Raw genomic sequence first — 12,655 nt, 5'->3', positions numbered from 1 at the left:
CGACGCAAATGCCATTCTCAGACGCAAGCTGCTTACAGGCAACGTGCCGCCCTACCTTAGTATAGCGGCACACTCGCGTCGCGGGCATCAATTACGATGGGTCAAAATGGAGTCGACTAAGCCGTACTCAACTGCCTCTGGCGCAGAGAGGAAGCGATCGCGCTCGGTATCGCGCTCGATCTGCTCGAGAGGTTGACCCGTATGCTGCGCCATAAGTTCATTCATGCGCGCTTTTACTTTCAGAATTTCTCGGGCGTGGATTTCAATATCCGTCGCCTGGCCCTGGTAACCACCCAGCGGCTGGTGAATCATCACGCGGGAATTAGGCAGGCAGAAACGCTTACCTTTCGCCCCTGCGGTTAACAGGAAAGCCCCCATGGACGCCGCCTGCCCCATACAGATGGTGCTGACATCCGGCTTGATGAATTGCATGGTGTCATAAATAGACATGCCCGCCGTAATCACACCGCCCGGCGAGTTGATATACAGGTAAATGTCTTTTTCCGGGTTTTCCGCTTCCAGGAACAGCATCTGCGCCACGATCAGGTTAGCCATATGGTCTTCCACCTGGCCGGTCAGAAAGATAACGCGTTCCTTGAGCAGACGGGAATAGATATCGAAAGAACGCTCACCGCGTGAGGTCTGTTCAATAACCATTGGCACCAGCGCCATATGGGGTGCAAAGTTATCTCGTTCGCCACTGTATGACATTTCCGTCTCCTGGTTCAAAATTGAAAACACCTGCTGTACTGATTGTAACCTTATGGACGGATTATCAGCCAGTCTCAATCATCGTGATTACATACTAATGGGGGTCGCCATGCCCTATTTCAAGCATAACAACGTTTTGTTGTAACGCTAACACTGAAAGGGCGTTTTAGCACCCTTCCAGGACTAAAGCTGTGATAAAAAAAACCCGTCGCCGGAGAGCAACGGGTTTTTTGTTCAAACTTTAAACCGTTGGGGCGAAATTACGCCTGCTGGTTCATCAGTTCGGTGAAAGAGGTCTCTTTTTCGGTGACTTTCGCTTTCGCCAGTACCGCTTCTACAGCCTGCTCTTCCAACGCGACGTTGCGCATGTTGTCCATCAGCTCTTTGTTCTTACCGTAGAACTCGATCACTTCTGATGGATCTTCGTATGCAGAAGCCATCTCTTCGATCAGGCCTTTCACACGCTCTTCGTCAGCTTTCAGCTCGTGGGTACGAATCACTTCGCCCAGCAGCAGGCCAACAACAACGCGACGTTTCGCTTGCTCTTCGAACAGCTCGCGTGGCAGTTCCATCGCTTGCTGCTGGTTGCCACCGAAGCGCTGTGCAGCCTGACGGCGCAGAACGTCGATTTCGCTGTCGATCAGGGCAGCAGGAACGTCGATGTCGTTCGCTTTCACCAGACCTTCAATCGCCTGAGACTTCACGCGGTTACGTACAGCGCCGTTCAGCTCGCGCTCCATGTTTTTACGCACTTCGGTACGCAGGCCCGCAACAGAACCATCTTCCACGCCGAAACGCTTGATGAATTCTTCAGTCAGTTCTGGCAGTTCGCGCTCTTCCACTTTCTTCAGGTTGATAACGAACTTCGCTGCTTTACCTTTCAGGTTTTCAGCGTGGTATTCTTCAGGGAAGGTCACGTCGATGGTGAACTCTTCGCCCGCTTTGTGGCCTTTGATACCGTCTTCGAAGCCTGGGATCATACGACCCTGGCCCATCGCCAGTACGAAATCAGACGCTTTACCGCCTTCGAACTCTTCGCCGTCTACAGAACCGGTGAAGTCGATGGTTACGCGGTCTTCTGCGTCAACAGCGCCTTCTTTCTCTTTCCAGTTCGCCTGCTGCTTACGCAGGGTATCCAGCATGCCGTCAACGTCTTCGTCGGTCACGGAAACGATCGGTTTTTCAACTTCGATAGATTCCAGACCTTTCAGCTCAACTTCCGGGTACACTTCGAACTCTACGGAGTAGGTGAAGTCTTCGCCCTGCTTGTATTCGCCTGGAACGTAGTTCGGCGCACCGGCTGGATTGATTTTTTCTTTGATGATCGCGTCGATAAAGTTGCGGCTCATCAGTTCACCCAGCACATCCTGACGCACGGAAGCGCCATAACGCTGAGCAACAACATTCATTGGTACTTTGCCCTTGCGGAAGCCGTCAATACGTACTTTTTTTGCTACGTTGACCAGCTCGCTTTTCACAGCAGTTTCGATGCTGTCAGCAGCGATAGTAATCGTTACACGGCGGCCAAGGCCTTGAGTGGTTTCAACTGAAACTTGCATCTTGTTACCTCAAAAAAATCACAGTGCTCGGTCAACTCTGAATCTGTCTGTTATACCGGGATGCTCTCTTATGTGCAGATTCACATTCCCTGTCGCCAGAATCATCCCGAAGACATTCAATAAGACGCGGCATTATAGCGGCATCACTTAGGTGAGTCGAGAACGGTTGGAGCATGTTGCTGCGGCTTTTTTCACACTTTAAGGCTATTTTTAGCCTTAAAAACGCGCCATCCGCTCAAAACTCAGACAAAACAAAACGGCCCGAAGGCCGTCTTGACGAAATCTGTAAGCAACATACTGGAAAAACTCCGGCGGTTGCAAATCCGATTTATCAGGCGATGGTGCCTGCACCCCTACAAGGCGGTGATGCGAATACCGTATCCTGTAGCCCTTCCCATTCCTTAATGGTGTAGGTATGCAGCGCCAGCGCATGTACGGTTGTGGAGAGTTCTTCCGTCAAGGTGCTGTAGATCAAGCGGTGTCGGTTCAGGAAACGTTCTCCCGTGAAGCGATCGCTGACCAGAACCACTTTAAAGTGGCTTTCAGAACCTGCCGGCACGTTATGACGATAGCTTTCGTCGACAACTTCGAGAAACACAGGGTTGAACGCTGCCCTTAATTTTTCTTCTATCTGTTCACGTATCATCATGAAATCACTCCTCCGACAACGCTAAGATGTCACCCATCCCTTTAAATATTAGCCGCTTTTACCGGTTCCATTACACCTTGACAACAAATATTTAGCTTTCGTCTGATTTTCTCACCCAAACGAATGAAGTTCACTATGTGGTTCATACGTTTTGTCACTTACAGGCAGAGAAAAGCGCAAAGGTGGTCAGTTTTCGGACAAGGCGATGAATTTACATGCGTTGACCACTTCCCCTGGCCGTTAGCGATGTTATGATGGCGGCAATTTTTCTCTCTTTGCTTACGATTCGTTGAGAACCCGAAAATGTTAAAAAAACTCTTCTTTCCGTTGGTAGCACTCTTTATGCTCGCCGGCTGCGCGACTCCGCCGACGACCATTGACGTTTCACCAAAAATTACCCTGCCTCAGCAGGATCCAAGCCTGATGGGCGTTACGGTCAGCATTAATGGCGCCGATCAGCGTCAGGACCAGGCGCTGGCGAAAGTGACTCGCGACAACCAACAGGTCACGCTGACCGCCTCCCGCGACCTGCGCTTCCTGTTGCAGGAAGTGCTGGAGAAACAGATGACCTCCCGCGGCTACATGATTGGCCCAAGCGGCGCGGTTGATCTGCAAATCATCGTGAACAACCTGTACGCTGACGTCTCCCAGGGTAACGTTCGCTACAACATTGCGACTAAAGCCGATATCGCCATCATCGCTACCGCGAAGAACGGCAACAAAATGAACAAAAACTACCGTGCGAGCTATTCCGTTGAAGGCGCATTCCAGGCCTCCAACAAAAATATCGCTGACGCGGTTAACAGCGTGCTGACTGACACCATTGCCGACATGGCACAGGACACCAGCATTCACGACTTCATCAAGCAGAACGCCCGTTAATCCTGCTGACTGACCCGGTGCTTCACCGGGTCAGTTCATAAGAACATGTCCAGTCACTACTTACGCATTTTCCAGCAACCGAAATCAGCTATTCTGCTGATCCTTGGTTTCGCCTCCGGTTTGCCCCTTGCGCTCACCTCCGGCACGTTACAGGCGTGGATGACGGTTGAGAACATCGATCTTAAAACCATTGGTTTCTTCTCGCTCGTCGGCCAGGCTTACGTCTTTAAGTTCCTGTGGTCGCCGGTGATGGATCGCTATACCCCACCGTTCCTCGGGCGCCGTCGCGGCTGGTTAGCGATGACGCAGGTGCTGCTGTTGCTGGCCATTGCCGCAATGGGTTTCCTTGAGCCGTCAACACAGCTGCGCTGGATGGCCGCGCTTGCGGTGGTCATCGCCTTCTGCTCCGCTTCGCAGGACATTGTTTTTGACGCCTGGAAGACGGACGTCCTGCCAGCGGAAGAGCGTGGTGCCGGTGCGGCAATCAGCGTGCTTGGCTACCGCCTGGGTATGCTGGTTTCCGGCGGGCTGGCCCTCTGGCTTGCCGACCGCTATCTCGGCTGGCAGGGAATGTACTGGCTGATGGCCGCTCTGCTGATCCCCTGCATTTTTGCCACGCTATTCGCGCCTGAACCGAGCGATGTGATTCCGGTTCCCCGCTCGCTGGAGCAGGCCGTTGCCGCACCGCTCCGCGACTTCTTTGGTCGCAATAATGCCTGGCTGATCCTGCTGCTGATTGTCCTTTATAAGCTCGGCGACGCTTTCGCCATGAGTCTGACCACCACCTTCCTGATCCGCGGCGTCGGGTTTGATGCGGGCGAGGTCGGCGTGGTGAACAAAACCCTGGGGCTGTTTGCCACGATCGTCGGCGCGCTGTACGGCGGCGTATTGATGCAGCGTCTGTCGCTGTTCCGTGCTCTGCTGATCTTCGGCATCCTTCAGGGCGCTTCGAATGCCGGTTACTGGCTGCTGTCGATCACCGACAAGCATATGATCAGCATGGCGACGGCGGTATTCTTTGAAAATCTGTGCGGAGGTATGGGCACTGCGGCATTTGTCGCCCTGCTGATGACGCTGTGCAATAAGTCATTTTCCGCCACCCAGTTTGCCCTGCTCTCTGCCCTCTCAGCCGTCGGGCGCGTGTACGTAGGTCCCGTCGCGGGCTGGTTTGTTGAAGCCCACGGCTGGCCGACATTTTATCTCTTCTCTGTGGTGGCGGCTGTGCCGGGGATTTTATTGTTGCTGGTCTGTCGCCAGACGCTGGAATATACCCAGCGGACGGAACACTTCATGCCGCGCACGGAATATCAGGCTGCTTACCGGTTTGCCCTGCGTCTGCTAATGGCAGGTTGTCTTGCGCTGGTAGTGTGGCTCGCGGTTCTCATTATCAATGCGACGACCACCTTGTCGCTTCCTTTTGAAACCCAGCTGCTTGATGCAGGCGTGTTTCTCGCCATCGTGGGTATCCTGACCGGTGGGATGCTGGATTTCATGTCACTGCGGAAAACGCAGATGACATGAAGTAAAAAGCGAAAGGTTATTTCCCGTTGTAATAACGACACGAAATTATAACGGCGAAATAACCGCCATCGGCAAAAAAAATATTTGTTGTTTTGTGCGGGATAGCATTCGGAAATTATTGGAGCTTATTTCGCTACGCTATTTTCCGTTAAACGATTCAGCATTCGAAAGATTGAATTTTCGTTTTTTAGTTGTCTTTTTATTGATAATTAATTGTTAATTATTTGTGTATTTTCCGCAATGGTTATACCAATTGTCCCTTTTGCGGTATGCTGGGGCACCCTTTCGTTATAACGCCCACTCCGTGCGGCTTCCCCCGGAAAACGCGACATAATTTGCAACACTTGTGACATGTGCGGCAGAACCCGGTAACACCTTCCTGACACAGGGCTAATGATGTTTACAGTAATGTAACCTTCCCGTAAAATGCCCCCACACTTTAAACGCCACCAGACTCCCGTGGAATTGAGGTCGTTAAATGAGACTCAGGAAATACAATAAAAGTTTGGGATGGTTGTCATTATTCGCAGGCACTGTATTACTCAGTGGCTGCGATTCTGCACTACTAGACCCCAAAGGACAGATTGGACTGGAACAACGTTCATTGATACTGACGGCTTTTGGCCTGATGTTGATTGTGGTTATTCCTGCCATCTTGATGGCTGTTGGTTTCGCCTGGAAGTATCGTGCGAGCAATAAAGATGCGAAGTATAGCCCTAACTGGTCACACTCCAATAAAGTGGAAGCTGTGGTCTGGACGGTACCTATTCTGATCATCCTGTTCCTTGCTGTACTGACCTGGAAAACCACTCACGCACTTGAGCCGAGCAAACCGCTGGTTCACGATGAAAAACCGATTACCATTGAAGTGGTCTCCATGGACTGGAAATGGTTCTTCATCTATCCAGAACAGGGCATTGCTACCGTGAATGAAATCGCCTTCCCGGCGAACACTCCGGTTCAGTTCAAAGTGACCTCCAACTCCGTAATGAACTCCTTCTTCATCCCACGTCTGGGTAGCCAGATTTACGCGATGGCCGGTATGCAGACTAACCTGCACCTGATCGCGAATGAAGCAGGCACCTACGACGGTATCTCCGCCAGCTATAGTGGCCCGGGCTTCTCGGGTATGAAGTTCAAAGCTATCGCTACGCCAGACCGCGCGACTTTCGACCAGTGGGTTGCAAAAGCGAAGCAGTCTACCAACACCATGTCTGACATGGCGGCGTTCGAAAAAGTGGCTGCACCTAGCGAATACAACAAGGTGGAGTACTTCTCTAACGTGAAACCGAATCTGTTCAAAGATGTTATTGGCAAATTTATGGATCACGGCATGAGCATGGACATGACCCAGCCTGAAGGCGAGCACAACACGCACCAGGGTATGGAAGGCATGGACATGAGCCACGCGGAAACCGCTCACTAAGGGGCCGAGGAAGAAAATGTTCGGAAAATTGACACTGGATGCAGTGCCCTACCATGAACCGATTATTATGGTTACGGTGGCTGCAATTATCATTGGTGGCGCGGCCTTAGTTGGCCTGATCACTTACTTCGGTAAGTGGAGCTACCTGTGGAATGAGTGGCTGACTTCGGTTGACCACAAAAAACTCGGTATCATGTACTGCATCGTCGGTATCGTCATGTTAATTCGTGGCTTTGCGGATGCAATCATGATGCGTAGCCAGCAGGCGCTTGCGTCTGCGGGCGAAGCCGGCTTCCTGCCACCGCACCACTACGATCAGATCTTTACCGCCCACGGCGTTATCATGATCTTCTTCGTGGCGATGCCGCTGGTAATCGGTCTGATGAACGTGGTCGTTCCGCTGCAAATCGGCGCGCGCGACGTTGCGTTCCCGTTCCTCAACAACCTGAGCTTCTGGTTCACGGTTGTCGGCGTTATCCTGGTTAACCTGTCACTGGGTGTGGGCGAATTTGCTCAGACCGGCTGGCTGGCCTACCCGCCGCTGTCGGGAATTGAATACAGTCCGGGCGTGGGCGTTGACTACTGGATTTGGGCGCTTCAGCTCTCCGGTGTCGGTACCACTCTGACCGGTATTAACTTCTTCGTGACCATCCTGAAGATGCGTGCACCAGGTATGACGATGTTCAAGATGCCAGTATTTACCTGGGCATCTCTGTGCGCCAACGTCCTGATTATCGCGTCGTTCCCAATTCTGACCGTCACCATCGCGCTGCTGACCCTGGATCGCTATCTGGGTACCCATTTCTTCACGAATGATATGGGTGGCAACATGATGATGTATATCAACCTGATTTGGGCCTGGGGTCACCCGGAAGTGTACATCCTGGTTCTGCCGGTGTTCGGTGTGTTCTCCGAAATCGCGGCAACCTTCTCGCGTAAACGTCTGTTTGGTTACACCTCTCTGGTGTGGGCAACCGTATGTATTACCGTTCTGTCGTTCATCGTCTGGCTGCACCACTTCTTCACTATGGGTGCGGGCGCCAACGTAAACGCCTTCTTCGGTATTACCACCATGATTATCGCGATCCCGACCGGGGTTAAGATCTTCAACTGGCTGTTCACCATGTACCAGGGCCGTATCGTGTTCCACTCAGCCATGCTGTGGACCATCGGCTTCATCGTGACCTTCTCCGTAGGTGGGATGACCGGGGTACTGCTGGCGGTACCTGGTGCTGACTTCGTTCTGCACAACAGTCTGTTCCTGATTGCGCACTTCCATAACGTTATCATCGGTGGTGTTGTCTTCGGCTGCTTCGCTGGTGTGACCTACTGGTGGCCAAAAGCCTTCGGTTTCACCCTGAACGAAAAATGGGGTAAACGCGCGTTCTGGTTCTGGATCATTGGCTTCTTCGTGGCGTTTATGCCGCTGTACGTGCTGGGCTTCATGGGTATGACCCGTCGTCTGAGCCAGCAGATCGATCCGCAGTTCCACCCAATGCTGATGATTGCAGCGGGCGGCGCAGCGCTGATTGCCTGCGGTATTCTGTGCCAGCTGATTCAGTACTACGTGTCTATCCGTGACCGTAACCTGAACCGCGACCTGACCGGTGACCCGTGGGGTGGCCGTACGCTGGAGTGGTCTACCTCTTCTCCACCTCCGTTCTATAACTTTGCCGTAGTGCCGCACATTCATGAGCGTGACGCATTCTGGGAAATGAAAGAAAAAGGTGAAGCGTACAAGCAACCTGAACATTACGAAGAGATCCATATGCCGAAAAACAGCGGTGCGGGCATCGTCATTGCCGCCTTCGCAACGGTATTTGGTTTCGCAATGATCTGGCACATCTGGTGGATGGCGATTGTTGGCTTCGCTGGCATCGTAATCAGCTGGATTGTGAAGAGCTTTGACGAGGACGTGGACTACTACGTACCAGTCCGTGAAGTTGAAAAGCTGGAAAACCAGCATTTTGACGAGATTTCTAAAGCGGGGCTGAAAAATGGCAACTGATACTCTGGCGCACTCGACTGCCCACGCGCATGAACATGCGCACCATGATACAGGACCGACGAAAGTCTTCGGTTTCTGGATCTACCTGATGAGCGACTGCATCCTGTTCTGCTGTCTGTTCGCAACCTATGCCGTTCTGGTGAACGGCACAGCGGGCGGCCCGACCGGTAAGGACATCTTTGAGCTGCCGTTCGTACTGGTTGAAACCGCACTGCTGTTATTCAGCTCCATCACCTACGGCATGGCGGCTATCGCCATGTACAAAAACAACAAGAGCCAGGTTGTCTCCTGGCTGGCGTTGACCTGGCTGTTTGGTGCTGGCTTTATCGGGATGGAAATCTATGAATTCCATCACCTGATCATGGAAGGTTTCGGCCCGGATCGTAGCGGCTTCCTGTCAGCGTTCTTCGCGCTGGTCGGCACCCACGGTCTGCACGTGACCTCGGGTCTGATCTGGATGGCGGTACTGATGTTCCAGATCTCCCGTCGCGGCCTGACCAGTACTAACCGTACCCGTATTATGTGCCTGAGCCTGTTCTGGCACTTCCTGGACGTGGTATGGATCTGTGTGTTCTCTGTTGTCTATCTGATGGGGGCGATGTAATGAGTCATTCTAACGATCATGGCGCTTCCCACGGCAGCGTAAAAACCTACATGACAGGTTTCATCCTGTCGATCATTCTGACGGTGATCCCGTTCTGGATGGTGATGAACGGTTCTGCATCTAAGCCGGTTATCCTGGGCGCAATCCTGGTGACCGCGGTGATTCAGATTCTGGTGCATCTGGTTTGCTTCCTGCACATGAACACCAAGTCCGATGAAGGCTGGAACATGACGGCCTTTATCTTTACCGTGATTATCATCGCTATCCTGGTAGTCGGTTCCATCTGGATTATGTGGAACCTTAACTACAACATGATGGTTCACTAAGAGCGGCGAGTATGTTTAAGCAATACCTGCAAGTCACGAAACCAGGCATCATCTTTGGCAACCTGATCTCCGTAATCGGAGGGTTCCTGCTGGCCTCTAAAGGCAGCATTGATTACACCCTCTTTATTTACACGCTGGTCGGTGTGTCACTGGTGGTTGCGTCCGGTTGTGTATTTAACAACTACATCGACATGGATATCGACAAGAAGATGGAAAGGACCAAAAATCGGGTGCTGGTTAAAGGCCTGATTGCCCCTTCCGTCTCGCTGGTGTACGCCACCTTGCTGGGTATTGCTGGCTTTATGCTGCTGTGGTTTGGTGCTAACCCGCTGGCCTGCTGGCTGGGGGTGATGGGGTTCGTGGTGTATGTAGGCGTCTACAGCCTGTATATGAAACGTCACTCCGTCTACGGCACGCTGATTGGTTCTCTCTCCGGCGCTGCGCCGCCGGTGATTGGCTATTGCGCCGTCACGAACGAGTTCGACAGCGGTGCGCTGATCCTGCTGGCTATCTTTAGCCTGTGGCAGATGCCGCACTCCTACGCCATCGCGATTTTCCGCTTTAAGGATTATCAGGCGGCGAACATTCCGGTTCTGCCGGTCGTGAAAGGCATTTCGGTTGCCAAGAACCACATCACGCTCTACATCATCGCTTTTGCCGTGGCAACGCTGATGCTCTCTCTGGGCGGTTACGCCGGATATAAATATCTGGTGGTAGCAGCTGCGGTGAGCGTCTGGTGGCTCGGCATGGCCCTGCGCGGTTACAAAGTGGAAGATGACAAGGTCTGGGCACGCAAGCTGTTTGTGTTCTCGATTGTCGCCATCACCTCCCTGTCCGTGATGATGTCCGTAGACTTCATGGTGCCTGATTCACAAAACCTGCTGACTTACGTCTGGTAAGCTATAGCAAGGACATAAAGGGGTGCTTCGGCACCCCTTTTTTATTCATGAAATCTATTAGTAACGTATGTAATATTTGTTAAATAACCGATTATTTACCCCGCCCCTTCCCCGCACTACACTATGGCCTGCTTTTGAACTGAGGTGGTAATGAACGATTATAAAATGACGCCAGGCGAACTGCGTGCGACCTGGGGTTTAGGGACTGTTTTCTCGCTGCGGATGCTTGGCATGTTTATGGTCCTGCCCGTTCTGACCACATATGGCATGGCGTTACAGGGTGCCAGCGAAGCGCTGATCGGTCTGGCGATCGGTATCTACGGCCTGGCGCAGGCAATATTCCAGATCCCCTTTGGCTTGCTCTCCGACCGAGTGGGTCGCAAACCGCTGATTGTCGGCGGGCTGCTGGTGTTTGTGCTCGGCAGCATCATCGCCGCCCTCTCCCACTCCATCTGGGGAATTATTCTTGGGCGCGCCCTGCAAGGTTCCGGGGCGATTGCCGCCGCCGTGATGGCGCTGCTGTCAGACTTAACCCGCGAGCAAAACCGCACCAAAGCCATGGCGTTTATCGGCGTCAGCTTTGGCGTCACGTTTGCCATTGCCATGGTGCTGGGGCCCGTTATCACTCATGCGCTCGGCCTGCACGCCCTGTTCTGGATGATTGCGGTGCTGGCGACCATCGGGATCGCACTCACGCTGTGGGTTGTACCTGACAGTAAAAACCACGTCCTCAACCGTGAATCTGGGATGGTCAAAGGCTGCTTCAGCAAAGTCATCGCCGAGCCGCGCCTGCTTAAGCTGAACTTCGGCATTATGTGCCTGCACATTCTGCTGATGTCCACCTTCGTCGCCCTGCCCGGTCAACTGGCCTCAGCAGGTTTTCCGGCGGCAGAGCACTGGAAAATTTATCTGGTCACAATGCTGATCTCGTTTGTCTCCGTTGTGCCCTTCATTATTTACGCCGAAGTGAAGCGCAAAATGAAACGCGTCTTCGTGGGCTGCGTGGCGTTACTGCTGATTGCCGAGATTGTGCTGTGGGGCGCCGGCCCGCATTTCTGGGAGCTGATCGCTGGCGTACAACTGTTCTTCCTGGCCTTTAATCTGATGGAAGCCCTGCTGCCGTCGCTTATCAGCAAAGAGTCTCCGGCAGGATACAAAGGCACCGCGATGGGCATTTACTCCACCAGCCAGTTTCTCGGCGTGGCGATCGGCGGGTCACTCGGCGGCTGGGTGGATGGTCTGTTTGACTCCCAGACCGTTTTCCTCGCCGGTGCGCTGCTGGTGATGCTCTGGCTGTTTGTGGCCAGCACCATGAAAGAGCCGCGTTACGTGAGTAGCCTGCGGGTAGAAATTCCCGATGACGTGGCAATCGGTGACGCGTTACAACAGCGTCTGGAAGCGACAGAGGGCGTGAGCGAAGTGCTGATTGTCCCGGAAGAGCGCAGTGCGTATGTCAAAATTGACAGCAAAGTGACTAACCGCTTTGAGGTAGAGCAGGCGCTGAAGGCCTGAAAAAATGCCCGGTTTAGCCGGGCATGATTGTCTTAATCGCGGAAGTTTTTAAACTGGAATGGCTGACCGAGATCGCCGCCACGCACCAGCGCCATCACGGATTGCAGGTCATCACGGGATTTTCCGGTCACGCGGATCTCTTCCCCCTGGATCTGCGCCTGCACTTTGAGCTTACTGTCTTTGATAAGCTTCACGATTTTCTTCTGCACGGCGCTTTCAATCCCCTGCTTCAGCTTCGCTTCCACAAACCAGGTTTTGCCGCTGTGAACAAAATCTTCCGGCACATCGAGTGAGGTCCCTTCAATGCCGCGCTTGAGCAGCTTGGCGCGCAGGATATCCAGCAACTGGTTGACCTGGAAATCAGACTCGCTCAGGACTTTGATCGTCTTGTTCGCGTCGTTCAGTTCAATGGTCGCCTCAACGCCACGAAAATCGAAACGTGACTCAACCTCACGGACAGCATTTTCTACGCCGTTACGCGCTTCCTGCAAATCAACTTCAGAAACAATATCGAAAGATGGCATCTTTTCTTCTCCCTACATTTTTGTTGCGTTGCAT

The 12,655-nt window shown here is 52.8% G+C and carries 12 protein-coding genes; 8 read left to right on the top strand and 4 right to left on the bottom strand.

Annotated elements, in window-relative coordinates; genetic code table 11:
• Nucleotides 1-87: 87 nt before the first annotated feature.
• The 3 genes from clpP to bolA all read right to left on the bottom strand — a co-directional run bounded on the left by clpP (nucleotide 88) and on the right by bolA (nucleotide 2,919).
• Nucleotides 88-711 carry an ATP-dependent Clp endopeptidase proteolytic subunit ClpP gene (gene clpP / locus RY075_RS05495; RefSeq protein ID WP_006809880.1) on the bottom strand — a complete coding sequence of 208 codons (624 nt, stop codon included), beginning with the start codon at nucleotides 709-711 and terminating at the stop codon, nucleotides 88-90.
• Nucleotides 712-971: 260 nt separating this feature from the next.
• A complete protein-coding gene (gene tig / locus RY075_RS05490; RefSeq protein ID WP_015571277.1) occupies nucleotides 972-2,270 on the bottom strand; it encodes a trigger factor in 1,299 nt (432 codons plus the stop codon).
• Between the two features lie 331 nt (nucleotides 2,271-2,601).
• Nucleotides 2,602-2,919, bottom strand: coding sequence for a transcriptional regulator BolA (gene bolA, locus RY075_RS05485; protein WP_003859051.1), 318 nt, complete (start codon nucleotides 2,917-2,919; stop codon nucleotides 2,602-2,604).
• 303 nt (nucleotides 2,920-3,222) lie between these two features.
• Here bolA and RY075_RS05480 point away from each other — a divergent pair, with 303 nt between their 5' ends.
• From RY075_RS05480 to RY075_RS05445, 8 genes are all read left to right on the top strand, one after another.
• Entirely contained in the window at nucleotides 3,223-3,801 is a 579-nt protein-coding gene (locus tag RY075_RS05480) for a lipoprotein (protein WP_003859052.1), read from the top strand.
• Between the two features lie 45 nt (nucleotides 3,802-3,846).
• Nucleotides 3,847-5,322, top strand: a complete 1,476-nt coding sequence (ampG, locus tag RY075_RS05475; RefSeq protein ID WP_023324230.1) for a muropeptide MFS transporter AmpG — start codon at nucleotides 3,847-3,849, stop codon at nucleotides 5,320-5,322.
• Between the two features lie 478 nt (nucleotides 5,323-5,800).
• Nucleotides 5,801-6,748 (top strand): cytochrome o ubiquinol oxidase subunit II, encoded by a 948-nt coding sequence (gene cyoA, locus RY075_RS05470; RefSeq protein ID WP_003859054.1) that lies wholly within the window; start codon nucleotides 5,801-5,803, stop codon nucleotides 6,746-6,748.
• A gap of 16 nt (nucleotides 6,749-6,764) precedes the next feature.
• Nucleotides 6,765-8,756, top strand: coding sequence for a cytochrome o ubiquinol oxidase subunit I (gene cyoB, locus RY075_RS05465; RefSeq protein WP_022650473.1), 1,992 nt, complete (start codon nucleotides 6,765-6,767; stop codon nucleotides 8,754-8,756).
• Entirely contained in the window at nucleotides 8,746-9,360 is a 615-nt protein-coding gene (locus RY075_RS05460) for a cytochrome o ubiquinol oxidase subunit III (protein ID WP_003859057.1), read from the top strand. Before cyoB ends, RY075_RS05460 begins: the two co-directional genes overlap by 11 nt.
• A complete protein-coding gene (locus tag RY075_RS05455) occupies nucleotides 9,360-9,686 on the top strand; it encodes a cytochrome o ubiquinol oxidase subunit IV (protein ID WP_006809888.1) in 327 nt (108 codons plus the stop codon). Before RY075_RS05460 ends, RY075_RS05455 begins: the two co-directional genes overlap by 1 nt.
• An 11-nt stretch (nucleotides 9,687-9,697) precedes the next feature.
• Nucleotides 9,698-10,585, top strand: a complete 888-nt coding sequence (cyoE, locus tag RY075_RS05450; protein ID WP_003859062.1) for a heme o synthase — start codon at nucleotides 9,698-9,700, stop codon at nucleotides 10,583-10,585.
• Between the two features lie 150 nt (nucleotides 10,586-10,735).
• On the top strand, nucleotides 10,736-12,097 hold the full coding sequence (locus RY075_RS05445) for an MFS transporter (RefSeq protein WP_061855953.1): 1,362 nt from the start codon (nucleotides 10,736-10,738) through the stop codon (nucleotides 12,095-12,097).
• A gap of 32 nt (nucleotides 12,098-12,129) precedes the next feature.
• On the opposite strand, the gene RY075_RS05440 is transcribed toward RY075_RS05445, so the two are convergent.
• Nucleotides 12,130-12,621: a YajQ family cyclic di-GMP-binding protein gene (locus tag RY075_RS05440; RefSeq protein WP_017383179.1), complete on the bottom strand. Its 492-nt coding sequence runs from the start codon at nucleotides 12,619-12,621 to the stop codon at nucleotides 12,130-12,132.
• Nucleotides 12,622-12,655 lie beyond the last annotated feature (34 nt).

It is taken from the genome of Enterobacter sp. JJBC (genome assembly GCF_036936505.1).
GTDB lineage: Bacteria > Pseudomonadota > Gammaproteobacteria > Enterobacterales > Enterobacteriaceae > Enterobacter > Enterobacter hormaechei_C.
This window is presented reverse-complemented; position numbering and strand designations above follow the sequence as displayed.